Origin of the sequence: Vibrio furnissii CIP 102972 (assembly GCF_000176175.1) — a bacterium.
GTDB classification, from domain to species: Bacteria; Pseudomonadota; Gammaproteobacteria; order Enterobacterales; family Vibrionaceae; genus Vibrio; species Vibrio furnissii.
On sequence record NZ_ACZP01000013.1, the window covers coordinates 907,215 to 930,244 of the forward strand.

Consider the following 23,030-nt stretch of genomic DNA (forward strand, 5'->3'; position numbering starts at 1 on the left):
GTTCCTTATCCTTTGAGTCCGCCAAAGCAGAGGTATTTGATGTCCAGATATTCGTCGATGCCTTGTTTGGCACCTTCCCGGCCGATGCCGGATTGTTTGACGCCGCCAAATGGCGCGACTTCCGTTGAAATCATGCCGTCGTTGATGCCGACCATGCCGTATTCAAGTGCTTCTGCGACCTGCCAAATGCGAGCAATGTTCTGGCTGTAGAAGTACGCCGCCAAGCCGTAAATGGTGTCGTTGGCCATCTCAATCAGTTCAGCGTCGCTGTGGAAACGAATCACCGGCGCAACCGGACCGAAGATCTCTTCCTGCACGATGTCCATATCGTGGCGGACATCCGTCAGAATGCACGGCTGAATAAACAGACCATCCAGCGACGCTTTGCCCGTCAATTGGGTCGCACCCTGCTCGACCGCAGTTTCGATCAGCGCCAGAATGTTCTCTTTGGCCTTTTGCTCAATGACCGGGCCGACCGTCACGCCATCATCCAAGCCATTGCCCACGACGAGCTTTTCCACTTCTTGTTTGAAACGATTGACGAACGCGTCGTAGACGGAATCATGCACGTAGAAACGGTTTGCACACACGCAGGTTTGCCCGGCATTACGAAACTTCGATGCCATCGCGCCTTTGACCGCCAGCTCAATGTCCGCATCATCAAACACGATGAACGGCGCATTGCCGCCAAGTTCCATCGACATGCGTTTCACGCTGCTTGCGCACTGCGCCATCAGCAGTCGGCCGACATGCGTCGATCCGGTGAATGACAACTTGCGAATCAGCGGGCTGGTGGTAAACAGCTCACCAATCATGGACGACGATTCATTGACCACCAGCTGCAACACATCGCGCGGTACACCCGCCTGATACGCTAGCTCTGCAACTGCAAATGCCGACAGCGGCGTCTGGTTGGCCGGCTTACAGATGAACGCGCACCCGGCCGCCAGTGCTGGCGCCGCTTTGCGGGTGATCATCGCAATCGGGAAATTCCACGGCGTGATGGCGCAAGCCACACCGATCGGCTGTTTGATGGTGACGATGCGTTTGTCGTTGGCCGGTGTGGGAATCGACTCGCCGTACGTACGCTTGCCCTCTTCAGCAAACCATTGAATGAAACTGGCACCGTACGCCACTTCGCCTTTGGCTTCCGCCAGCGGCTTGCCCTGCTCCAGCGTCATCAGGCGACCGAGGTCATCCTGATTGGCCATGATCAAGTCATACCAACGTTCAAGAATGGCGCCGCGCTCTTTTGCAGTACGCGTTTGCCATGCTTTTTGTGCCAAATGTGCGCGTTCAATTGCATCCAGAATTTCGCCTTCACTTTGGGTCGGAAGGTAACCTAAAACATCGCCGGTCGCCGGATTTGAGACGGCCAACTCCATGCCGCAGGGTTCACCAAGGAACGCCAGCAGCGCTTTATTTTTTATCTGTTCCATTTTGTTTACCTGAGTGACGTATTAACGAGCGGCGGGAATCTGCTGGGTAATACAGTGTATGTTGCCGCCACCGAGCAGGATTTCTCGCGTGGCGACGCCAATGATCTCGTAATCGGGCAGCGCGGTTTGCAGTACCGCGATCGCTTGCTTGTCCATCGTGTCATCCAGCAGCGGCAGAAAAATGCTCTGGTTACACATCAGAAAATTCGCGTATGAGCCGCCGAGTCGTTCACCCGCCGCGCGCTTCATCCCTTGTGAAGCTGCAATGCCCGCAGCTTCATGTTCATCCAGGTAGAGCGGCCCGGGAATCGGCAACTTGTGCACCACAATGCGCCGGCCCTCTGCATCGGTTTCACGCTTGAGCACATCGTATGCTTGGCGCGAAATCGCATACTGCGGGTCAGATTCATCGTCGCACCAACTGAGCACCACTTCACCCGGCGCAATCACGTGCATCAGGTTGTCGACATGGCCGTCGGTTTCGTCGTTAAACAGACCGCGCGGCAGCCAAATCACTTTGCGAATGCCCAGATATTGCGCCAGTTGCGCTTCAATCGCTTCACGGCTGAGGTGCGGGTTGCGCCCCGGAGAGAGTAAACACTCTTCCGTGGTATACAGCGTGCCTTCGCCATCGGTGTGAATCGCGCCGCCTTCCAGCACAAACGGCGCTTGGTAGTGGTCGACATTCAGTTGATTGCAGATCTGCCCCGCGACTTGGTCGTCTTCACGCCAGTGTGCATACAAGCCATTGTATTCACCGCCCCACGCATTGAATTGCCAACTGATGCCGCGGCGTTCGCCGTCAGCATTCACCACCATCGTCGGGCCGATATCACGCATCCACGCATCGTTGTATGCCATTTCCACCACCGAAATCGGCTCAGGTAGCAAGGCACGCGCCGCCTCAAGATAGTCCGCGGTGACCGCGACGGTGACTTTGGCTTTGCGGCTGATCGCCATCGCGACATCCGCAAAAGCGCGCTGCGCAGGCTCGCCGTTGTCGCGCCAGTTGTCCGGGCGAAACGGCCACGCCATCCACACTTGCTCCTGCGGCGCGAATTCGGCCGGGAAGTAAAATCCGTTCTGTTTGGGTGTGCCGGTAAGTTCCATATCCGACCTCCGCGTTATTGTCCGGTCAGCGACTGAATCGCGCCGTAAAGATCCGGACGACGGTCGCGGAACAAGCCCCAGCTATGACGCGCTTGAGCCGTCTGCTCAAGGTCGATGGTCGCATAGAGGATGGTCTCTTCATGGCGCTCCGCTTCCGCCAGTTTCTTCCCGGTGTGGTCGGTAATAAATGACGAGCCGTAGAAGGTGGTTTCGATGCCATCATCGGTTTCAACGCCGGTGCGGTTAGACGCAATCACCGGCACCAAATTCGCCGCCGAATGGCCTTGCATGGTGCGCTGCCAATGGTCGCGTGAATCCAGCGTGGGATCTTGTGGCTCCGAGCCAATCGCAGTCGGGTAGAAAATGGCTTCTGCGCCCGCGAGCGCCAAGCTGCGCGCCAACTCAGGGAACCATTGATCCCAACAGATGCCAACACCAAAGCGACCAAAACGGGTATCCCATACTTTGAAACCCGTATCGCCGGGGCTGAAGTAGAATTTTTCACTGTAACCCGGCCCATCCGGAATGTGCGATTTGCGGTAGTTGTCCAGCACGGTGCCGTCCGCATCCACCATCACCAGTGAGTTGAAAAAGCTGTTGCCCGCTTTTTCAAAGTAAGACACCGGAATCACCACATTGAACTCTTTCGCCAACAGGCTCATCTCTTTAATCAGGCGGCACTGGTCGGTTTCTTCGGCCAGCGAGAAATATTTCGCTTCCTGCTTTTTGCAGAAATACGGTGCGGCAATCAGTTCCTGCAGCACCACCACATTCGCACCATGTGACGCAGCTTCTGCCACCGCTAGACGGATCTTGTTGAGGTTCTGTTCCACATCCCAAGAGATCGCCAATTGAACACACGCAAAGGTTACGTTTCTAGACATCGGATTGTTCCTTTTACTCGCAGGCTGATTAAATCGCTAATTTGTCGCGCAGGTTGTAGTACGCCGCGCCGAGCGCAGTGAATGGCACTTGGAAGTGGCGACCACCCGGGAAGGCGTAATGTTTGAGCGATGCAAAGGCATCGAAACGTTCCGCGTGACCAGTCAATGCTTCTGCCAGCAATTTGCCCGCTAGATGCGTGCACGTCACACCATGGCCACTGTAGCCTTGCAGGTAATAGATGTTATCGGCAAAGGCGCCGAACTGCGGCATGCGCGAGTACGTGAGCAGGAAGTTGCCCGTCCAAGCAAAATCGATTTTCTTGCCTTTGAGTTGTGGGAACACGGTTTCCATCTTCGGACGAATCAGTTTTTCGATGTCGTTTGGATCGCGCGCGCCGTACACCACACCACCCCCAAACAGCATGCGGTTGTCGGCCGTGAGGCGGAAATAGTCCAGCAGATAGTTACAATCTTCGACACAGTAACGCTGTGGTAGCAGCTCGCTTGCCAATTCATCACTCAGCACTTCGGTAGTCACAATCTGAGTGCCGCACGGAATCGCCTTGTTGCTGATATTGGGCGCCAAACCGCCGAGATACGCGTTGCCGGCCAACACCAGATATTTGGCTTTGACCGACCCATTCGCCGTGTGCGCGACAGGGTTCGCCCCTTTTTCGATGCGCGTGACTGCCGACTGTTCAAAGATCTGCCCCCCAAGAGACAAAATCACTTCAGCTTCACCCAGCGCCAGTTTCAACGGATGAATGTGACCGCCACGCATATCAAGCAAGCCGCCTTCGTAGGCGTCGGTGCCGATCATGGTTTGCAGCTCTTGTTTGTCCAGCAGTGTCAGATCGTGGTTGCCGTAGCGTTCCCAATGATGTTTGTGCGCGGCCAGCCCAGCTTGTTGCTTCTTGTTGACCGAAGTAAACAGGCCGCCCTGACGGTAATCACAATCGATGTTATGGTCTTTGATCAGGCCGCGAATGATGTCGCCGCCTTCGAAAATCATGTTGCACAGTGATTGCGCCACATCCGGTGAGTACCGTTTTTCAATCACGTCGACATCACGGCTGTAGCTGTTCACAATTTGGCCGCCGTTGCGACCGGTGGCGCCAAAGCCCACTTTGGCACTTTCCAGCACCACGACTTTGAAACCTTTCTGCGCCAGATGCAGCGCTGAAGAGAGGCCACTGAATCCAGCGCCAACAATACAGATATCGCACTCCATGTCGCCTTCAAGCACAGGGAAATCACGATGGTAATTCGCCGTTGCGGCGTAATATGAACTGGTATGATTAATCACAGCTAACTCCTTTTAGTACGAGCCCAGACGTAGCCAGGTCGTCTTCACTTCCGTAAATTTTTCCAATGCGTGCAGCGATTTGTCGCGTCCGTTGCCACTCTGTTTGAACCCACCGAATGGCACCGTCATGTCGCCTTCGTTGTAGTTGTTGATCCACACCGAACCGGCCTCTAGTTTGCGCGCCACGCGGTGAGCGCGGTCGAGATCAGAAGTCCACAATGCTGCGCCCAATCCGTATGGGGAGTCATTGGCAATCTGAATCGCTTCTTCTTCGGTTGAGAATGGAATCACACACAACACCGGGCCAAAAATCTCTTCCTGCGCCACGGTCATGTCGTTGGTGACATTGTCGAGAATGACTGGTGACACAAACGCGCCTTTGCATTGCACGCTGCCGCCGCATAATTGAGTTGCGCCCTCGTCCACGCCCTGACGAATGTAGCTCAGCACTTTGTTCTTGTGCTCTTGGTCAATCAGCGCGCCCATGCTGCTGCTTGGGTCGAGTGGATCTTTCGGGGTGAAAGCTTCGCTGGCGGCAATCACTTTGCGGACAAACTCATCTTTGATGCTCTCGTGCACCAGCAAGCGGGTCGCCGCAACGCAGACTTCTCCTTGGTTGTAGAAACAGCCAGCAGCCGTTTCTTGCGCTGCTTTATCTAAGTTTTTGTAGTCAGCGAACACGATATTGGCGTTCTTACCGCCCGCTTCTGCCCACACGCGCTTCATGTTGGACTCGCCTGAGCAGATCATCAGTTGGCGCGCAATGCGAGTGGAACCGGTGAACGCAATACAATCGACGTCATGGTGACGCGCCAGCGCATCGCCCACTTCGTGGCCAAAGCCCGGCAAGACTTGGAAGACGCCGTTCGGCAGCCCGGCTTGTTGCGCCAGTTGACCAAGGAAAATTGCAGTCAGCGGGGATTTTTCGGACGGTTTGAGGATCACGCTATTGCCTGCCGCCAATGCCGGAGCAATTTTCCAGCACGCGAGCCACAACGGGAAGTTCCAAGGCACGATGGCGGTCACAACACCGACCGCCTGATGTGTAATGTAGGCGTGAACATTGTGTTCGGTGGTCGCGACTTCGCCATACACTTTGTCGATGGCCTCCGCATACCAACGGAGGCAGGCAGCCGCGCCTGGAATGTCAGTCTGATAGCTGTGACTGATGGGTTTTCCTGTGTCTAAGGTCTCCAGCAGCGCCAGAGTCTCTCTCTCCTGTTCAATCAGATCGGCCAGTTTCAGCAGAACTTCTTTTCTCGCGGCCGGTGACTGACCGGCCCATTCTCCGCTTCGGAAAGCGCCCTTTGCATACTCAACTGCGGCTATCGCATCCTGATCATTGCATCGTGCCACGTAGGCGATGACTTCTTCAGTGGCGGGGTTGATGACTTCAAACGTCTCGCCGCTGAGTGAATCCTGATATTGACCATTGATGAAGGCTCGTCCTTCAATATTGTGTTGCTGCCGCAAATCCATCCATTGCTGTTGAGTTTTCATCACGCTTCCTTAACAAAGAAAACGTCTAGAAGCTTGGCGGCGTATGAGCACTAATGATCCGGCAAACTCTATCCGTTTTATTGGTAAATTTATGAGGCACGTTGGTATCGAAGAGGTAACACTCACCCTCGCGAATCACATAAGTTTTATCGCCCAGAGTCAGTTCAATTTCACCTTCGAGTACCGTTCCGCTCTCCTCGCCTTCGTGTTTAATACTGATCACACCGGTATCGGTATGAGGTTGAAAACACTCAATCAAGAAACCCATTCGGCGTTTATCACGCCCATCACACACCAATCGCATCGATACCCGTTCGTTACCGATCTCAATTAACTGTTCCGGCGCGATCACCACAGGGCGATCATCTATCTCTTGATCCTGAGTAAAGAACTCGGACAGAGACAGATTGAATACTTTCACAATCTTGTGCAGCGAACTGACAGAAGGACTCACTTTGTTGTTCTCAATCGACGAGATGGCGCTGTGAGTTATATTGGCTTTTTCCGCCAGTTCACGTTGAGATAATTTGTGTTCCTTACGCAGTTGCGCAATTTTTTGACCAATTGAATCCGTTTCCATTTATAAGACTCCGACGTTCCGAAGCGGCTATGATAAACCGATCGAATAGAATTCTGGAAAAGATCCTTTGACGAGATTGCCATTCTGGGTGCCATTGCACACCAATGAAGTACGGATGACCCTTGAGGCTAAAGGCTTCAACCAATCCATCCGGTGCTTCGGCCTCTTTCGTCAAACGCGGCGCTAATTGATTGACCCCTTGACCATGCAGCGAATTGACGTCGATTTCCTGCGTGGCATTCAGCCAATGTGCAAAGCTGCCGTTGGAAGATATTTTTACCGTATGCACGTCAGCATATTTTTCATTGAAATCCGAACTCGCGCTTTCGCGGTGATCCATAAAGCCGTCGGTCTCGTGCACTTTCGGGTGCAGTGTGCCGCCCAAAGCCACATTCATTTCCTGAAAACCGCGGCAGATCCCCAGCAGCGGAATCTCTTGTTCGATGCAGTGATCAATGAGTGAAAACGACAACGCATCACGAGACTCATCTGTTTTCGGTTCATCGTGCGTGGCCGCATAACGATGCGGGGCGACGTTCGAGTGACTGCCGGTGAGTAGCACGCCATCCAGCATGGTCAGCAGTTGTTTGAGCTCTTGCGCATCCGCGCCTGCTGGCAGCAGTAGTGGCGAAGCTCCGGCATCACGAACCGCATTCAGATACAACTCATTCACGCTCTGTACGTCATACCCTTCCACTTGCTTACGACAACAAATCACGCCAATCACGGGCTTCGTCATTCCGTTCTCTTTATTCATCGCGACGTCCTACTCGCTTGTTCAATATATTTACCAAACTAAAACCCAAAAACCAAAAGCACAACCTGAAATTAACAAAAAAGACACAAAATATGATCTTCGTTAAAAATTTCTACCAAAAAGGCATTAATTATTGCCAAAAACACAAAGCTTGTTAAATATAAGTTACATATCAGCCATACGGAGTGTCTGAAAATGGACGGATTCACACAAGAAGTTAAAAATTTTAAACAAGAATGGCCCGAGATTCGTTTCATCGATCTCATTTTTCCCGACATCAATGCGCGACCACGCGGCAAACGCATCCCCATTGAAGCGCTCGATAAAGTGGACAAAGGCGTCTATCTGCCACTCTCCACGCTGTCATTGAGTGTGCATGGCAAGGTGGTGGAAGAAGCGGGATTGGGAGAAGCGATTGGCGAACCGGATCATATTTGTTATCCGATTGCAGGCACCTTAACCCCAACCTTTAACCCCGAAGTCGGCCAGATCATGCTCAATATGATGGACCGCAAAGGGGAAAAAGAGACACTGATGTCACCGCGTGTGGTGCTGTCTCAGATGATGGAACGCTTACACGCAAACAACCTCTTCCCAGTGACCGCGATTGAACTTGAGTTCTACCTCATCGATAAAAACCGCAACGACAAAGGCGAAATCCAACCTCCCGTCAACCCGATTCATCAGGGACGCGAATTCAAATCGGATGTGTACAACATCGAAAATCTGGACGATTACGCCGACTTCCTCAGTGACCTCAACATCGCCGCACAAGCTCAGGGCCTCAATACATCCGGCGCACTGTCTGAATCGGCTCCGGGCCAATTCGAAATCAACTTCAACCATCAAGCCGACGTCATCAATGCCTGCGATCAGGTGATTTATGCCAAGCGTCTGATCCGCCAAGTAGCGCTCAAACATGGGTTTGATGTGACCTTTATGGCGAAGCCGTTCGCCGACGAAGCGGGTAATGGCATGCATATTCACCTGAGTGTATTAGACGAACACGGCCAGAATCGTTTCTCAGACACCCAAGGTGATTGCAGCCCGTTTTTTTACAAAACATTAACCGCAATGCTTGCCATGATGCCGGAATCTATGGCACTACTTTGTCCGAATGTGAACTCCTACCGACGCTTCTGCCCGATGATGTACACCCCAACCCGAGCAGACTGGGCAGAAAACCATCGTGGTGTGGCCCTTCGAATCCCGATGAGTGATAGCAAAAACCGCCGCATCGAGCACCGGATTGCCGGCGCGGACGTGAACCCTTATCTGCTCGCAGCCGTCGTACTGAGCGGCCTGCTCGCCAGCCAACAATTCGTTCCAGAGCAATGCCCTCCCGCTCTGGATGAACACGCAGCCTCTTTGCCAACGCGCATGGCGGATGCACTCAGAACACTGAGTTCCAGTGAACTGATTGGCATGTATTTGCCACAAGACTTTGTTTCGCTTTATACCGCATGTAAAGACACGGAGCTGAGGGAGTTTGAACAAGCAGTAACGCCACTGGAAGTGGAATGGATGCTTCATTCAGCCTAATTGAGAAAGGATCTCTATTTATGACGACTAAAAACCCAGCAATTAAGATGCAACCCGCATTCGACTTTAAAAGTCTGATTGCGGTCCTTGGTATCGCAGTGCTCATTGGCATTTTTGCGACCATCGGAACCCACCATCAGCCTGATACAGAATATGGCTGGTACAGCATACTGCCTACGGTCTTCGTTCTGGCCTTCGCCCTGCTAACCCACCGCACGGTGGAAGCGCTATTCAGTGGTGCGATTGTCGGCTTGATCATGCTTAACCCGACTGAAGTGGTTGGTGGCGTGGTCGACATGTCGATGTCGGTGATGATGGATGAAACCATCGCATGGCTGATTTTGGTGTGTGGCCTGATGGGCGGCCTGATCACGATTCTGGAGAAAGGCGGCAGCATTCTCAGTTTCAGTGAAGTATTGGTGACGAAAGTAAAAAGCAAGCGTCAGTCCATGCTGCTCACTTTCGTGCTGGGTATTTTGGTCTTCATCGACGATTATCTCAATGCAATCGCGATTTCATCGTCCATGAAGCGCATCACCGACAGCTACCAGATTTCCCGCGAAAAGTTAGCCTATTTGGTTGATTCAACCGCAGCGCCGGTGTGTATTCTGATCCCTATCTCGACCTGGGCGATTTTCTTCGGTTCGTTGCTCGAGGCCAATAATGTGGCAGAGACCGGAAAAGGCGTTCAAGCGTACATCGAAGCGATTCCTTACATGGCCTACGGCTGGGTAACGCTGCTGGTGGTGTTCTTGGTGGCGATGAACAAAATTCCAGACCTTGGCCAAATGAAAATTGCCGAGCAGCGCGCACAAGCGGGTCAAGTTCAGCCGGACGGTGGCGTGGATATTTCGATTGGTGAAGATGTCACGGCGCATCCAAACTCAACCATGGGCGTGATGAACTTCGCGCTGCCGATGGTCGTGTTGGTTGGCGCAAGCTGGTACTTCGACATCGATCTGCTGGCTGGGGTATTTGTGGCGATTATTTTCACCATCTTCCTGTACGGCGTACAACGCCTGATGCCAGTGAACTCAATGTTCGAAGCGATTTACGATGGCATCAAGATCATGATGCTGCCGCTGGCCACGGTGATCGGCGGTTTCATGCTGAAAAACGTCAACGATCAACTGGGCCTGACTTCTTACGTGATTGAAACCGTAACGCCTTGGATGTCGCCTTCGCTATTCCCAGCGATCATCTTCTTGGTGATGACTGGCCTGGTGTTTGCCACCGCATCGTCTTGGGGTCTGTTTGCGGTTGCAATGCCCATCGTGTTCCCATTGGGCGAGCAAATGGGCGTGCCTGTGGCCCTGACCATCGGTGCATTGCTCTCGGCATCGGCAGCAGGCAGCCACTCATGTTTCTTTAGTGATTCAACCGTGCTGTCGGCACAAGGCAGTGGCTGTACATCAATGCAACACGCCATCACGCAGTTCCCATATGCGCTGATTGGTATTGTCGCAACCACCCTGTTCTTCCTGTTTATCTGATCCCATCGGTCACCCAAAAGCGAGGCTTCGGCTTCGCTTTTTTGTTTTCACACCCTGAATATACCCAATCAAGCGTGCGTTCCATTTTTTGGGCAGTAGCGTTCCAGTTATTTTTCTCGCCACAAAGCGTACTCACCAGTACAGTTTCTCCATCTTTTCTCCCTTTTTAAACGAGTGACACGATGAAGAAATCAATCATTGCATTGGCAGCGCTGGGCACCTTAGCGCTTGGCGGCTGGAAATACTGGCAGCAACAACAATGGGTCACCACCGACAACGCGTATGTCAAAGCCGACGTGACACTGGTCTCCCCCGAAGTCAGCGGCCGTGTCACCCACCTGTTTGTGCGCGACAACCAGTGGGTCAAAGCGGGCGATCCGCTGTTCCAAATTGATGATCAGGACTATCAAGCGAACGTCAACATCTCTCAGGCGGCCATTGCGGTAGCGCAATCAGCATTGGCCAATAACGCTTCACGCATGCAGTTGCAGCAGGTCAGCATTGAACAGGCGAAAACGGCAATCGAAGGCGCGAGCGCCAATGCGCAATTTCAGCAATCCGAACGCCAGCGTTTTCAACAGCTGCTGAAGTCAGCTTCAGTGAGCCAAACCGCATTCGATCATCAGAACACCCAAGCGATCAACGCCAAGGCCAGCCTGAAAAATGCACGTTTAGCATTAGATGCCGCCCATCAACAGCTCAATACGCTGACGGCTGAACGCGAACAACTGAATGCCCAGCTCAAACAAGCGCAGTCCAAATTGGCGCTGAATACCATTGCGTTACAACGCACCCTGGTCAAAGCACCGGTAGATGGCTTTATCGCCAATCGTCAGGTGCAAGAAGGGAAATTTGTCCAGCCCGGCATGGGCACGATCACGCTCATCCCCGAAACCGTGTGGCTGAATGCCAATTTCAAAGAAACCCAGCTCAGCCATTTGATCGCTGGCCAAGCGGTGGATGTGCGATTGGATATGTATCCAGATACCGTGATTGCTGGCTTGATTGATTCAATCACGCCCGCGACTGGCGCGCAGTTCAGTATGATTCCGCCGCAAAACGCCACCGGTAACTTTGTCAAAGTGGTCCAGCGCGTGCCGGTAAAAATCACCCTGACCCTGCCCGATTCGCTCAAAGGCCGCGTCTATCCGGGTCTATCCGCCGTGGTCAGTATCGCGCTCCAGCCTTAAAGGAGAGCTGCAATGCAACGTAAAGCTTGGTTAGCCGCGCTGATTCTCGCGGCGATGTTACCGGTTGGCATCACATCAGCACTGTTTAAAGCGTTGGCCGCTGAAATGGCTGCCAGCAACGGCGTGTCGAGTGATGAACTGAGTTACCTCAACATTGCCTTTTCGGCCGCGCAGTTAATTGCGCTGTTAGCGGCCCCTTTTATTGTGCGCTCTGTCAGCGTCATGCGCACGCTGCGCGTCAGCTTAATCATGGCCGCATTGTGCCAGGTGGTGTTCGCTTGCGCGCACCAATCCCCGGAGTTGCATGGCGCAGCGTGGGTGGTCGTCGGCGTGTGTGTCAGCCTCATCACGTTGAGTATCAACCTGCTGATTTTGGATCAATGCAGCTATCGAGCGATGACGTTGTTTGCTGCGCTGGTGCTCATCTGTTCCACACTGCTGCCGATGGGCGGCTACCCGTGGTTTTTGACATGGCTCGTCACCCACGTGGAATGGCAATGGCTCACTTATCCACTGGCCGGTTCGTGGCTGTTTGCAGCCGCAATCAGCTATCACTTGACGCTGTGCCAGCCCTTTGCGCGCACGCAAAAGTCGCACGTTCTGGCTTACGTCCTGAGCGCCATCGCCTTAGTCGGATTGGTCTATTTGATGATGCGTGGCAGCTACTACAACTGGTTTGATGATCCTCGGTTTGACTATGCCATGCTGGGGGTGGTAGTGGTTGCGCTGCTCGCGATGGGATGTATGCAAGCCAGCCAGAAAAACGGCCCGACCAGCAGCCGCACGTTGCTGACCAACCTGCACAACAATGTCTTTATGTACAACGGCTTTCTCGCGGGATTCGGCGTGACCGCCAGCGGCGCGCTGATGACGCTGTTTCTCACCAGTGTACTCAACTATAGCCATGAAACAGCAGGGTTCGTTCAGCTACCAGCATTGCTTGCCATGGTGGTGGGGATGATCATCAGCGTAGCGGCCAGCAATCAAGATCGCTTTCCCAGTGACATCATTACCCCCATCGGGGTCGTGATGCTGGTCATTTCAGTGGTGATGTTCAGTCGCTTACCTGCGTATGTGGGGCCGGATGATGTCTTGCTGCCAATTTGCCTGCGCGGCTTGGGGGTTGGCTTACTCAATGTGTCGGTCACCATCGCCATGTTGGCTCATTTTCGTCACGATCAGCGCCCGGAAGGCATCAGCATATTTTATGTGTGTCGCACGCTGGGCGGCGTGCTCGGTTCGGCGCTGTTTACCCGTTTGTTGCAAGTCACGCGCACTGAATCGATGACCGATCTGACGCGCGAGCTCGGTGCGGATCCGGCGGCATTCTACACGCAATCGACACAGCAGTTACTGCTGGCTCAAGGCCATTTGCCATCAGGAACCCTCAACGCCACGTTGATGCAACAAACCGTCAGCCAACAAGTGATTGTCTCGGCGCTGGGCAATACCTTTCTCTGGTTTGTCATCGCCATCGCGTTCATGGCACCAATCATTTTGGTTGGGAAGAAGATGGTCAAAAAACGGGCGAATGCCAACGCGTCACACAACTAATCCGCTCTGGCTCCGCTCGCTTTTGCGGCTGGTCGAAGGATCAGAACAGCAAGTGCTTTTCTGCCTCACGCGCAAAGTGCTGACTGAGGTAATCAATCAATAACCGCACGCGACGCGGAATGTGTTGACGATCGTGATAGACCAAATTGATGGGCACACGGCGGCGGTGTTGCTGGTTAAACAGCGGCACCAACTGCTTTTCTTTAATCGCTTGCGCCAATTGAATGTCCGGCAATAGCGCAATGCCAAAACCTTGGGTGGCGAGCGTGAATGTCATCTCCGGCGAATCAACAATCGTCATGTTGGCTCGCCCAAGGTCGAGCTTGCGCGTCGGCGATTCAAACCACCAGAACTTATGCTCGTCTTGCGACATTTCACGGAAGATCAAACGATGTTGCAGCAGATCTTCCGGCAATTTGGGCGTGCCAAATTCAGCCAAATAAGCCGGGCTGGCGTAGTAGTCGGCGTACATCGCGCCAATTTGCTGCGCCACCAAATTACTGATCACCGGCTGCCCGAGCTGCACCAGCAAATCAAAGCGCCGTTTAGGAATGGTGCGCTCCACCACTTCCTGAGCGTGCAGTTCCAACTGAATATGAGGATATGCTTTGCAAAATTCTCGCAGCAATTCCCCCAAACATTTGATCATCGGTGAGACGCACAACAGGCGAATTTTCCCACTCATTTCCTGCCCGTACGCAGCCATTTCCTGCTCCAACACATCGACGTGCGTCAACACATCACGGCTGTGAGCATGAAAGATTTCCCCCGCTTCAGTCAGGGTAAAATGGCGAGCACTGCGATTGATCAACTTAACGTTGTAATGATCTTCCAGTTCTTTGATTTTACGGCTGACACTGGATTTGGGCAGCGAGAGAAAATCGGCGGCTTGCGTGATGCCCCCCAATTGCACCACATGTTGAAACAGCGTCAATGCCTCTAGTTTTAGCATGAAGTCACTCCTGATTCGTGGCTGATTGGCGCCAGGTCATAACCTTGAAGAAACTGGTCCACCACACGGTGAACATGTTGGCGCAGGTGCGCTGTGTCAGGTACTGGGCATCCCAACAACGCTTGATAGAAATAACGCTCGCGCAGCAGCGATAACAGGTCCTGCGCCGCTTGCTCGGCATCGGAAAACACATCCGCTTTAGGATAGGTTTGACGCAAATAATCGGCCAGTTGTTGATGCTTGGCGACGGGGCCATGGCTGAGAAAGAATGCCGGAATGTCTGGGTGATGATGAAAATCGCCAACCACAATGCGAAACAGCCCGAGCAGTGGATTAGAACAGAGGCGTTGAACGTACTGCTCACCAAAAGCCAATAAGCCAGCCCTTAACGAGGTCTGCGACGCTGCAGAGAAATCAAACAATGCCTCCAGCGATTCGAGGTGATACGCCAGCACGGCCTTAAACATCCCCTCTTTGTTGCCAAAATAACGATAGAGCGTCTGCTTTGAGCCGCCGCATTGCAACACGATCTGATCCAACGTGGTGTTGGTATACCCCTGTTCGATCAGCAACGCCGTCGCGGCTTGCAGTAAATTGGTCTGTTTTTGAACCGTGGAAGGTCGCATCAAGGTCACTCTCAAACTGTACTCATGGGTACGATTTTCAAAGTATACCGCCAACACACGGGAAAATCTGCGAAAAAAAAGGACGCCTTGAGCGTCCTGATGCGATTACAACGTGATAATAAATTCTTCCGGTGCACACACCTTGATTTGCGCGTCACCACGCGTTTGAATGGCGGCGATTTGCTCCGGATCCAACGAATACGGCATCACCAATTTCAGTTCTTCAATCCCTTCTAGCTTGGCCAGTTTCACCAGCGTCACCAGATTGGACTCATCACTTCTGCGGCTGGACAGTCGCTGCAACGCCATGTCCCACAGCCTCTCTTCATGACTTTTGCCATCTTTCACTGTGTCATGCCACACCGTTCCGAAAACAGGGGCAAATGAAACGAGCGCATCTGAAAAAGTCCATTTTTTTGTACAAGAGGTGCCTAAGAAGCTGGTGTAATCAAACACGACAGAGATTCGTTCGGTTTTTTCCATGTGTCCTCCGACATCAGTGGTCTCGTTTGATACCCATATTATGCAGGAATTCTTATATAGCAATACGATATATAAAAAGATTCTTTTATGCCCCACATTCCAACCAATGGGGTATATAAAAATCAAACTGGTAACAAATATTGATCAAAGACAAAAAATATTGTGTGTGGCGAATTAATATTTCGCGCCTTAAACAAAACTATTCGTCGTTTATTCACGATTTACAGAATATCCACGATTCGACTCGCCTTTTTGAACTGGATTTTGTAACCACTCCAGCGCGGCAATTCCCAACGTTTCGGCAGTGTTTTGCGTAACCCGCTTTTGTACACCACCTGAACCAGCTTGCGTTTGATGTGGTACTCGACCGTCAGTTGCAAATCGCCCAATGCCAGCTCAAACGGATACGCCTCAGCAAAGTCGTCAAGTTCCCAGTACGGAATGCCATCGAACGGCAAATCGCTGGCCTCGAACATCGCCAGGTCATCCAACGATTCGACGCCCAATGCCTGCAACTGCTGCTCAAACCAGCGGTCGAATGTGAGGTCATCGTGTTGCTGCGTTTTGGCATCCAGCCCCAACGCCACGTACAACTTCCACCAAGCAATTTCACGCTGGCGTTGCTCGGCAAAGCCCGGTAAACAGGCATTGGTTTTCACAGCGTCCACCAGCGGTTTCAGCGCCAACGCGCCGCTGGCTTGTACGGTGTTGCTTGCCACCACACGGCCAGCATAATGCAGCGTGAGCACGGTACTGAGCGCGCCGTCGTACTGCACGGTTTCGCCTTGTTGCCATTCCCCCAGCGCCAGCGTTTCAATCAGCGACAGTGGCACTGGCATCATTACGGTGGCGAGGGTCAGGGTTTGTTTGACGCCTCGACCGGGCAAGCTGTGTTGATCCAGCACCAACGCGGCTTCTGTTCGTTCTGGGAAGCGGCTATGGCGCCCGGTTAACACTTCCATACGCCCATTGCCAAGCGCTTCTCTGCGTCGCTCACGGCGTACAAACAGCAGCTCAGGATGCAAACGCGCAATCGCTTCAGCCAAAGCCGCATGTTGATAACGCGAAGCCACTTCCAATTCCGGCAGTTCATAAATATCGCGCATCTGCTCGGATAACCCGCGCGCTTCCCGCAGCGCTTCGTCATCGACCGTGACGCCAGAAAAGGTTTGTCCACGCACCAACTGAATCAGCAATTGCGCGTCGCACCCCAGCGGCTCTTCCTGCTGCAATTGTTCCAGTCGCTCTGCATTCGACGAGAGCGAATAAAGGCTCGCAGGCACCGCGAGCGCCGCCGTGAGATCGATCATTGCCTCTTTGAGTGCCTTGGGCGTGATGCGCGCCACCAAATCGGCGTAGAGCGCATCAACCGGCAGCGGTGCAATGCGGCGACCGTGCTCTGTCAGGTTAAGCTGCTCATCCAACGCGCCAATGCCTTGGAGCATCTCCGCGGCTTGCGCCAGCGTTTTCTCGGGCAACGTTTCAAGGAAGGTCAAGGCGTGCAATGGCGAACCACAACTGCCCGCCGCTAACATCGGTTCGACCAAATCTTCACGCTGCAATTGTGGCGGCGTCACGGCATCCAACGCGGCATGTTGACCATACAAACGCACCGCCACGCCATTCATCACGCGACCAGCACGGCCAGCGCGCTGCTTGGCGCTCGCTTTGGAAATATGTTTGAGAATGAGGGCGGTGCGGCCATTGCGCTGTTCGTTGCGACGCTCTAAACCGCTGTCGATCACCCAAGCGATGTTGGGAATGGTGAGTGAGGTTTCCGCGACATTGGTCGCCAGCACCACTTTTTGTTGCGCCTGCGGGTTGAGTGCAAGTGTGCGCTCACCTTCGCTGACAGAAGCGTGCAGCGGCACCACCAACAAAGCGTCGATCCCATTGAGCAGTTGCTGACATTGCTGAATCTCTTTTCGCCCCGGCAGAAAGATCAATATATCGTCCTTCGTGGCGAGCATCGCCTGCTGCACTTCGGCTTTAACACGTTCGGCAAGCGAACGTCCATCGGGCAACTGGCGACTATCTGACGCGCGGTATTCCACCTTCACGTCGTACATACGCCCGCTCGCTTGCAGGCGCTTGGCCTGTAAATAGGTCGCCAAACGCTCACCTTCCAGCGTCGCAGAGGTCACGACTAAGCGATGACGCTGGCGCGCTTTGAGCAGTGCCACCAGCAAATCAGTGTCCCAGCGGCGTTCGTGAAATTCATCCACCATGATGACATCGAATGATTTGAGTCCATCTTCGGCAAACCAACGCAGCGCCACCCCGGGGGTCACAAACACCACCTGTGATTGTTCCGAAGAACGGTTTTCCAATTTGATGGCGTACCCAATGTGTTGGCCCACCGCTTCTTGACGCTGCTGCGCAAGAAATTCAGCCAGCGACGTGCAAGCAATTCGGCGCGGTTCGATGACCAGCACTCGCCCTTGCTCTGCCGCCCAGCACGGCAGGCAAGTTGACTTCCCGGAACCGGTTTCGGCTTCCACAATCACGTGATCATGTTGCAAAGCCTTTAAAAATGTATCTTTGAGGGGCTGAATTGGAAGTAACTGCATATTTTTTAAAAGAAAACTCTAAAGATAAATTCGATAAATAGTAAATCAAAATGGTATTGATTTGACAAAAAACAGCTAAGTTTAGGAAATGTTACTGACTTTAGGCAGAATAATCTCCTGAAGGTTAAGGGTTCTCTATTTACAACCTAGCTGATAAGCCGTTATCATTTTTAGGTTTCCCTTCCACCCTACAAAGGCCGAAAATGAATAACGACAAACGTCCGCTTTATATTCCTTACGCTGGTCCAGCTCTACTCAGTACCCCTCTTCTTAACAAAGGCAGTGCATTCTCCGCTGAAGAGCGTGCATCATTCAACCTGGAAGGTTTATTACCTGAAGCCACGGAAACAATACAGGAACAAGTAGTTCGTGCCTACCAGCAATATCGCAGCTTCGAAAGCGATATGGACAAGCACATTTACCTGCGCAACATGCAAGACACCAACGAGACGCTGTTCTACCGTCTGGTGCAAAACCATATTTCTGAGATGATGCCAATCATCTACACGCCAACGGTTGGTGCCGCGTGTGAAAACTTCTCGAACATCTACCGCCGTGGTCGCGGTCTGTTCATCTCTTACGCCAACCGCGATCGCATTGACGATCTGCTGAACAACGCCGCCAACCACAACGTGAAAGTGATCGTGGTGACAGATGGCGAACGTATTCTTGGTCTGGGTGACCAAGGCATCGGCGGCATGGGCATTCCAATCGGTAAGTTGTCTCTGTACACCGCATGTGGCGGTATCAGCCCAGCTTACACTCTGCCTATCGTGCTCGATGTCGGTACCAACAACCCACAACGTCTGGCTGACCCAATGTACATGGGCTGGCGTCATCCGCGCATCACTGGCGCAGAATACGATGCATTCGTCGAAGAAGTGATTCAAGCCATTCAACGCCGCTGGCCTGAAGCGCTGGTACAGTTCGAAGACTTCGCACAGAAAAACGCGATGCCGCTGCTTGAGCGCTACAAAAACCGCATCTGCTGCTTCAACGATGACATTCAAGGCACTGCTGCAGTGACCGTGGGTTCGCTACTGGCCGCGTGTAAAGCTGCAGGCAGCAAACTGTCTGAACAGCGCATCACCTTCCTGGGCGCAGGTTCTGCAGGTTGTGGGATCGCAGAAGCGATCATCGCGCAAATGGTTTCAGAAGGCATTTCAGACGAGAAAGCCCGTTCACAAGTGTACATGGTGGATCGCTGGGGTCTGCTGGAAGAAGGCATGCCGAACCTGCTCGACTTCCAACAACGTCTGGTGCAGAAGAAAACCAACACCAAGAAATGGACTACCGAAGGCAACGGTTACTCGCTGCACGATGTCGTTCGCCAAGCGAAACCAACCGTGTTGATCGGTGTTTCTGGCGCTCCGGGCCTATTCAGTGAAGACGTCATCAAAGAGATGCACCAGCACTGCCCTCGTCCGATTATATTCCCACTGTCGAACCCAACCAGCCGCGTGGAAGCAACGCCAAGCGACATCATTCGTTGGACCAACGGTGAAGCGCTAGTCGCAACTGGCAGCCCGTTCGATCCAGTGATCAACGAAGGTAAAACCTACCCAATCGCACAGTGCAACAACAGCTACATCTTCCCGGGCATTGGCTTGGGCGTTCTGGCCGTTGGCGCAAAACGCGTGACTGACGACATGCTGATGGAATCAAGCCGCGCCTTGGCCGAGTGTTCTCCACTGGCGATCAACGGCCACGGCCCACTGCTGCCGCCATTGGAATCGATCCACTCAGTATCAAAGAAAATTGCGTATGCCGTTGCGAAAAAAGCGATTGAGCAAGGCGTCGCGCTGGAAATTACCGATGAAGCGCTGGACGTTGCCATTGATCAACACTTCTGGCAACCGGTATACCGCCGCTACAAACGTACATCGTTCTAAGCAATTGAATAGATTAAGCCCCTGTACAGGGGCTTTTTTATGCGCGACGAAAAATACGCCCGCGTTCCGTGCGGATGATATGGTGCGTGCAATCCGTACACATCCTTAACAGCCGCGCGCCACATACCCCACGGCGTAAAGATCACCTTGTATCGGGCTACGGTGATCAATCTGGCTGAGCCACGTGACACCCAGCGTTTGCCAGGTCGTCACGTTGACGCCGCGAACATCAGCGTCCTGCAGCGCTGTGTGTTCGATACAGGCAAACACCACGTTTTCATCTGGAGCGTTTGGAACCTCATCAACAAACCAGACCTGCACCGCCGGGCGACCAAATTGCTCACACAAGCCGTTAAATCCATCACTGTTTAAGAACGCGCGCATTGAGCCGTGATCGCGCCAAACGTAAAACGGCGCGTAACTGTTCACGTCGTTGTGGTACGTCGTGGCATCTATGCGCGAATAGAGATACGCCTTAAACAGCAAACCGGGATAACCATCCAACAGATGCCCTTTCTCGCGGATTCGGTTTTCAATGCGCTCCATTGGGTAGTCGGCGGGCAGAACCATTTTGTATTGCATCGCGATCATTGTATGTCTTCTCCATGTCGTTTTTAGAGCCAGCATAAGTTGATCTTTTCATACAAAAAATCAAAACTATTGAAAGTAACTATTTTGATTTTCAGGACGATGAACGATGCGAACACTGGATTTGGATGCATTGCGATGTTTTGTATTGGGCATTGAGCTCGGCAGTTTCGCGCTGGCCGCCGAGCGACTCAATCGCTCCCCTTCGGCCGCCAGTGCCCAATTGAAAAAGCTGGAGCAGCAATGCAATACGGCGTTGGTGACCAAATCTGGCCGCCATCTGCAACCAACCGAGGCAGGTGAAATGGTCCTGTCTTATGCCCGACGACTGTTGCAGCTTAATGATGAAGCCTTGCAACGGCTACAAGGCAATGCGCTGGAAGGCAAAGTGAGTTTCGGCATGCAGGAAGATTTTAGTGAAGCACTGCTGCCCCAAGTGCTCGGTTCTTTTTCGCGCGCTCACCCGCAAGTGCAGTTGCAATCGGTGGTCGGCCGCCATAAAGAACTGCTTGAGGGAATTCAATCTGACGACATTGATTTTTCCTTGGGGTGGGAAGGCCCGAAAGCCGCTCCCTATAGTGAACGTTTGGCAGAACTTCCCTTGCACTGGTTTGGCCCTGCCAACGCGCACTTAAGCGACACCATTCAAGCTACGCAGCCTCTCCCTTTGGTGATGTTGGATGGCGCTTGTGCGATTCGCCAGCAAGCCACCGAAGCGTTAGATGCTGCGGGTATTCCGTGGAAAATTAACTTTATCGGTCGCAGCTTGAGTAGCCTGTGGAAAGCGGTGGAAGCGGGCTTGGGCGTCACTGTGCGCTCGGCATTTGGCCAGCCAGATTGTGTGACAAAATTAACCGACCTGCCCGCTTTAGGCAGCCTGACCGTTTGCCTGGATCGCAGCCAGAATCAACTGGATGGGGTACAACAGCAACTGTACAACGCGCTAAAACAGCAGCTTCAACAGCACCTTGCCCAATAACCCTGCCGCGCACGACGCTCAAGCCAACTGTGCGCGCCGCCACTCACACTGCGTATTCAACGATCCTTCCTTCACATTTCGCTGCGCAGCGAAGTATCCGTTTTTCAACCGATTATGATGGGCTTCATCCATGAGCCACATGCCAAAAGGAAACATCATGATCGCGGTTCTATTTGAAGCTCACGCAGCGTCAGACAAAAAAGAGCGTTACTTCGAGCTGGCAGCCACCCTCAAACCGCTGCTCAGTGAGATTGAAGGCTTTATTTCCATTGAGCGTTTTCAAAGTACCACGGACCCCGACAAATTTATCTCCTTGTCGTGGTGGGAAAACGAAGCGGCCATTCAGCACTGGAAGCACAACGTCCACCACCAGATGGCACAGGATGAAGGGAAACGTGACCTTTTCTCTTCCTACACAATCAATGTACTCACCTCGGTTCGCGAATACCGTTCCCACTAAGTAAAGAACAAGCAAAGGAAAAGCAGATGCAAAACATTCACGTTATTTTCGTTCACACGCCCGGCGAACTCGCCCGTTTTGGCCAAGTGTTAGGCGCTAATGGTGTCGGACTGGAAGGAGGCGGCGTATTTACGGTCGGTGACTGTGCGCACGCCCACTTTCTGGTTGAGGACGGCGAGAAAGCTCAAGCTGTATTGATTGAACATGGCTTTGACGTCCAAAGTGTCACCCGACCATTGATCCGCAAACTGAAACAAGAGCAGCCGGGCGAACTCGGCGCCATTGCCCAAGCGCTGGCGGCTGAAGGCATCAACATTCTCGTCCAATACAGTGATCACGCTAACCAATTGATACTGGTGACCGATAACGATACATTGGCGAAAGACGCGACGCGAAACTGGGCAATTTAAACGTGAGCACACACCATTCGTCTGCCGAGCAGAGTGCAGATTTCAATCAGGAAGTGGATATGGCAGCCTTGGCGGTTGCTCTGTCTGATGCTTCGCGCATGAAAATTCTCTGTGCGCTGATGGATGGGCGCGCTTGGACGGCCACGGAACTGAGTGCGGTGGCCGATGTTTCCGCGTCCACCACCAGCGCTCATCTTTCACGTTTGCTGAACGCCAAGCTGGTGACGTGTTTATCACAAGGACGCCATCGCTACTTTCGTCTTTACAGTACCCACATCGCAGCGCTGCTTGAACAGATGATGGGCATTACGTATCAGGCCAATCACACGGTTCGCGCCACGGTGCCAAAAAACTTGCGCAAGGCCCGCACCTGCTACGACCATTTGGCCGGAGAAATGGCGGTCAAGCTCTACGACTCACTCATTGCACACGATTGGCTGACGCAAGATGGTTCTGGCCTGACACCACAAGGGAAAGAGAAGTTTTTGCAGTTGGGTATCGACATCGATGCCAAAACCAAGCGCAAAGCGTGTTGTCCGTGTCTGGACTGGAGTGAACGTCAATTCCATCTAGGCGGACAGGCAGGCGCGGCGCTGCTCCACTTTTTTGAGCAGCAGCGTTGGATTGAACGTGTGGTCGGTTATCGCGAAGTCACCATCACCGCCAAGGGTAACCACGCGCTGAAAACGCATTTTCATGTCGAATAATGATGACT

At 53.0% G+C, this 23,030-nt stretch carries 21 protein-coding genes; 9 read left to right on the forward strand and 12 right to left on the reverse strand.

Going from position 1 to position 23,030, the window contains the following annotated elements; all coding sequences use genetic code 11:
• Positions 1 to 5: 5 nt before the first annotated feature.
• From VFA_RS08160 to VFA_RS08190, 7 genes are read right to left on the reverse strand one after another with little or no spacing between them, the layout of a single operon-like run.
• A complete protein-coding gene (locus tag VFA_RS08160) occupies positions 6 to 1,439 on the reverse strand; it encodes an NAD-dependent succinate-semialdehyde dehydrogenase (protein ID WP_004726238.1) in 1,434 nt (477 codons plus the stop codon).
• A gap of 21 nt (positions 1,440 to 1,460) precedes the next feature.
• Positions 1,461 to 2,549, reverse strand: coding sequence for an agmatine deiminase (gene aguA / locus VFA_RS08165; RefSeq protein WP_004726239.1), 1,089 nt, complete (start codon positions 2,547 to 2,549; stop codon positions 1,461 to 1,463).
• Positions 2,550 to 2,563: 14 nt separating this feature from the next.
• Entirely contained in the window at positions 2,564 to 3,433 is an 870-nt protein-coding gene (gene aguB / locus VFA_RS08170; RefSeq protein WP_004726240.1) for an N-carbamoylputrescine amidase, read from the reverse strand.
• A gap of 28 nt (positions 3,434 to 3,461) precedes the next feature.
• Positions 3,462 to 4,739 carry an NAD(P)/FAD-dependent oxidoreductase gene (locus tag VFA_RS08175; RefSeq protein WP_004726241.1) on the reverse strand — a complete coding sequence of 426 codons (1,278 nt, stop codon included), beginning with the start codon at positions 4,737 to 4,739 and terminating at the stop codon, positions 3,462 to 3,464.
• A 12-nt stretch (positions 4,740 to 4,751) separates the two neighbouring features.
• Entirely contained in the window at positions 4,752 to 6,239 is a 1,488-nt protein-coding gene (locus VFA_RS08180) for an aldehyde dehydrogenase (protein ID WP_004726242.1), read from the reverse strand.
• A gap of 25 nt (positions 6,240 to 6,264) precedes the next feature.
• The gene (puuR, locus tag VFA_RS08185) at positions 6,265 to 6,819 is read right to left on the reverse strand and encodes an HTH-type transcriptional regulator PuuR (RefSeq protein ID WP_004726243.1); all 555 of its coding nucleotides are present in this window, start codon (positions 6,817 to 6,819) and stop codon (positions 6,265 to 6,267) included.
• The gene (locus tag VFA_RS08190; RefSeq protein WP_004726244.1) at positions 6,776 to 7,576 is read right to left on the reverse strand and encodes a gamma-glutamyl-gamma-aminobutyrate hydrolase family protein; all 801 of its coding nucleotides are present in this window, start codon (positions 7,574 to 7,576) and stop codon (positions 6,776 to 6,778) included. The genes puuR and VFA_RS08190 overlap by 44 nt, the downstream gene beginning before the upstream one ends.
• Before the next feature lie 195 nt (positions 7,577 to 7,771).
• On the opposite strand from VFA_RS08190, the gene VFA_RS08195 reads away from it, so the two are divergent.
• The 4 genes from VFA_RS08195 (at position 7,772) to VFA_RS08210 (ending at position 13,355) form a co-directional block, all read left to right on the forward strand.
• Positions 7,772 to 9,118 carry a glutamine synthetase family protein gene (locus tag VFA_RS08195; protein ID WP_004726245.1) on the forward strand — a complete coding sequence of 449 codons (1,347 nt, stop codon included), beginning with the start codon at positions 7,772 to 7,774 and terminating at the stop codon, positions 9,116 to 9,118.
• Between the two features lie 20 nt (positions 9,119 to 9,138).
• Complete coding sequence (locus VFA_RS08200; protein ID WP_004726246.1) at positions 9,139 to 10,611, forward strand: Na+/H+ antiporter NhaC family protein; 1,473 nt, start codon at positions 9,139 to 9,141, stop codon at positions 10,609 to 10,611.
• 182 nt (positions 10,612 to 10,793) lie between these two features.
• Positions 10,794 to 11,801 (forward strand): HlyD family secretion protein, encoded by a 1,008-nt coding sequence (locus tag VFA_RS08205; RefSeq protein ID WP_004726247.1) that lies wholly within the window; start codon positions 10,794 to 10,796, stop codon positions 11,799 to 11,801.
• 12 nt (positions 11,802 to 11,813) lie between these two features.
• Complete coding sequence (locus VFA_RS08210; protein ID WP_004726248.1) at positions 11,814 to 13,355, forward strand: MFS transporter; 1,542 nt, start codon at positions 11,814 to 11,816, stop codon at positions 13,353 to 13,355.
• A gap of 40 nt (positions 13,356 to 13,395) precedes the next feature.
• Here the strand turns inward: VFA_RS08210 and VFA_RS08215 are convergent, their stop codons facing one another.
• The 4 genes from VFA_RS08215 to VFA_RS08230 form a co-directional block, all read right to left on the reverse strand.
• Positions 13,396 to 14,307 (reverse strand): LysR family transcriptional regulator, encoded by a 912-nt coding sequence (locus VFA_RS08215; protein WP_004726249.1) that lies wholly within the window; start codon positions 14,305 to 14,307, stop codon positions 13,396 to 13,398.
• Complete coding sequence (locus VFA_RS08220) at positions 14,301 to 14,933, reverse strand: TetR/AcrR family transcriptional regulator (RefSeq protein ID WP_004726250.1); 633 nt, start codon at positions 14,931 to 14,933, stop codon at positions 14,301 to 14,303. Before VFA_RS08220 ends, VFA_RS08215 begins: the two co-directional genes overlap by 7 nt.
• A 105-nt stretch (positions 14,934 to 15,038) precedes the next feature.
• Positions 15,039 to 15,416, reverse strand: a complete 378-nt coding sequence (locus tag VFA_RS08225) for a hypothetical protein (RefSeq protein ID WP_014205261.1) — start codon at positions 15,414 to 15,416, stop codon at positions 15,039 to 15,041.
• 221 nt (positions 15,417 to 15,637) lie between these two features.
• Positions 15,638 to 17,986 (reverse strand): helicase-related protein, encoded by a 2,349-nt coding sequence (locus tag VFA_RS08230; RefSeq protein WP_038151254.1) that lies wholly within the window; start codon positions 17,984 to 17,986, stop codon positions 15,638 to 15,640.
• Positions 17,987 to 18,189: 203 nt separating this feature from the next.
• On the opposite strand from VFA_RS08230, the gene VFA_RS08235 reads away from it, so the two are divergent.
• A complete protein-coding gene (locus VFA_RS08235; protein ID WP_004726253.1) occupies positions 18,190 to 19,878 on the forward strand; it encodes an NAD-dependent malic enzyme in 1,689 nt (562 codons plus the stop codon).
• Positions 19,879 to 19,983: 105 nt separating this feature from the next.
• On the opposite strand, the gene VFA_RS08240 is transcribed toward VFA_RS08235, so the two are convergent.
• Positions 19,984 to 20,469: a DUF4865 family protein gene (locus VFA_RS08240; RefSeq protein WP_004726254.1), complete on the reverse strand. Its 486-nt coding sequence runs from the start codon at positions 20,467 to 20,469 to the stop codon at positions 19,984 to 19,986.
• A 106-nt stretch (positions 20,470 to 20,575) separates the two neighbouring features.
• Here VFA_RS08240 and VFA_RS08245 point away from each other — a divergent pair, with 106 nt between their 5' ends.
• The 4 genes from VFA_RS08245 (at position 20,576) to VFA_RS08260 (ending at position 23,022) form a co-directional block, all read left to right on the forward strand.
• On the forward strand, positions 20,576 to 21,445 hold the full coding sequence (locus VFA_RS08245; RefSeq protein WP_004726255.1) for a LysR substrate-binding domain-containing protein: 870 nt from the start codon (positions 20,576 to 20,578) through the stop codon (positions 21,443 to 21,445).
• A gap of 157 nt (positions 21,446 to 21,602) precedes the next feature.
• The gene (locus VFA_RS08250) at positions 21,603 to 21,905 is read left to right on the forward strand and encodes an antibiotic biosynthesis monooxygenase family protein (protein ID WP_038151256.1); all 303 of its coding nucleotides are present in this window, start codon (positions 21,603 to 21,605) and stop codon (positions 21,903 to 21,905) included.
• 26 nt (positions 21,906 to 21,931) lie between these two features.
• The gene (locus tag VFA_RS08255; protein WP_004726257.1) at positions 21,932 to 22,315 is read left to right on the forward strand and encodes a hypothetical protein; all 384 of its coding nucleotides are present in this window, start codon (positions 21,932 to 21,934) and stop codon (positions 22,313 to 22,315) included.
• Positions 22,316 to 22,317: 2 nt separating this feature from the next.
• Positions 22,318 to 23,022: an ArsR/SmtB family transcription factor gene (locus tag VFA_RS08260; protein WP_038151258.1), complete on the forward strand. Its 705-nt coding sequence runs from the start codon at positions 22,318 to 22,320 to the stop codon at positions 23,020 to 23,022.
• Positions 23,023 to 23,030 lie beyond the last annotated feature (8 nt).

Bases quoted from the DNA above. Each gene is read 5' to 3' on its own strand.
- VFA_RS08160 (WP_004726238.1), bottom strand. From the start codon at position 1,439: ATGGAACAGATAAAAAATAAAGCGCTGCTGGCGTTCCTTGGTGAACCC.
- VFA_RS08245 (WP_004726255.1), top strand. From the start codon at position 20,576: ATGCGAACACTGGATTTGGATGCATTGCGATGTTTTGTATTGGGCATT.
- VFA_RS08190 (WP_004726244.1), bottom strand. From the start codon at position 7,576: ATGAATAAAGAGAACGGAATGACGAAGCCCGTGATTGGCGTGATTTGT.
- VFA_RS08215 (WP_004726249.1), bottom strand. From the start codon at position 14,307: ATGCTAAAACTAGAGGCATTGACGCTGTTTCAACATGTGGTGCAATTG.
- VFA_RS08200 (WP_004726246.1), top strand. From the start codon at position 9,139: ATGACGACTAAAAACCCAGCAATTAAGATGCAACCCGCATTCGACTTT.
- VFA_RS08180 (WP_004726242.1), bottom strand. From the start codon at position 6,239: ATGAAAACTCAACAGCAATGGATGGATTTGCGGCAGCAACACAATATT.
- VFA_RS08225 (WP_014205261.1), bottom strand. From the start codon at position 15,416: ATGGAAAAAACCGAACGAATCTCTGTCGTGTTTGATTACACCAGCTTC.
- VFA_RS08250 (WP_038151256.1), top strand. From the start codon at position 21,603: ATGATCGCGGTTCTATTTGAAGCTCACGCAGCGTCAGACAAAAAAGAG.
- VFA_RS08230 (WP_038151254.1), bottom strand. From the start codon at position 17,986: ATGCAGTTACTTCCAATTCAGCCCCTCAAAGATACATTTTTAAAGGCT.
- aguA (WP_004726239.1), bottom strand. From the start codon at position 2,549: ATGGAACTTACCGGCACACCCAAACAGAACGGATTTTACTTCCCGGCC.
- VFA_RS08205 (WP_004726247.1), top strand. From the start codon at position 10,794: ATGAAGAAATCAATCATTGCATTGGCAGCGCTGGGCACCTTAGCGCTT.
- VFA_RS08235 (WP_004726253.1), top strand. From the start codon at position 18,190: ATGAATAACGACAAACGTCCGCTTTATATTCCTTACGCTGGTCCAGCT.
- VFA_RS08255 (WP_004726257.1), top strand. From the start codon at position 21,932: ATGCAAAACATTCACGTTATTTTCGTTCACACGCCCGGCGAACTCGCC.
- VFA_RS08220 (WP_004726250.1), bottom strand. From the start codon at position 14,933: ATGCGACCTTCCACGGTTCAAAAACAGACCAATTTACTGCAAGCCGCG.
- VFA_RS08240 (WP_004726254.1), bottom strand. From the start codon at position 20,469: ATGATCGCGATGCAATACAAAATGGTTCTGCCCGCCGACTACCCAATG.
- puuR (WP_004726243.1), bottom strand. From the start codon at position 6,819: ATGGAAACGGATTCAATTGGTCAAAAAATTGCGCAACTGCGTAAGGAA.
- VFA_RS08195 (WP_004726245.1), top strand. From the start codon at position 7,772: ATGGACGGATTCACACAAGAAGTTAAAAATTTTAAACAAGAATGGCCC.
- VFA_RS08210 (WP_004726248.1), top strand. From the start codon at position 11,814: ATGCAACGTAAAGCTTGGTTAGCCGCGCTGATTCTCGCGGCGATGTTA.
- aguB (WP_004726240.1), bottom strand. From the start codon at position 3,433: ATGTCTAGAAACGTAACCTTTGCGTGTGTTCAATTGGCGATCTCTTGG.